Source organism: Shewanella sp. SR43-8 (assembly GCF_014163775.1).
In the GTDB taxonomy this organism is placed as follows: Bacteria; Pseudomonadota; Gammaproteobacteria; order Enterobacterales; family Shewanellaceae; genus Shewanella; species Shewanella vesiculosa.
The window spans coordinates 1-256 of record NZ_JACJDX010000046.1 but is presented as its reverse complement, the minus strand read 5'-3'; the positions used below and the strand labels follow the sequence as shown (position 1 = coordinate 256).

The 256-nt window shown below is 43.4% G+C and carries 1 rRNA gene; it reads left to right on the top strand.

The window, feature by feature from the left end:
- Nucleotides 1-160 precede the first annotated feature (160 nt).
- A 23S ribosomal RNA gene (locus tag H5114_RS20295) occupies nucleotides 161-256 on the top strand; the annotation flags it as partial.

Below are 256 nucleotides of genomic sequence, written 5' to 3'. Positions count from 1 at the left end.
AAAGCATTAACACTTGAGTTCTCAACACACTGTTTAAGTGTCTTGAATATTCTAAAAAACTAAGGCGAGTCCACTTCCTACCCGGAGGTGAGACAAGTAAAAACCAGCTGGTCATGATATGACCCAGAGTTCACGTAAGTGAAACTCATTTGGGTTGTATGGTTAAGTGACCAAGCGTATACGGTGGATGCCTTGGCAGTCAGAGGCGATGAAGGACGTAATAACTTGCGAAAAGCGTTGGCGAGCTAGTAATAAG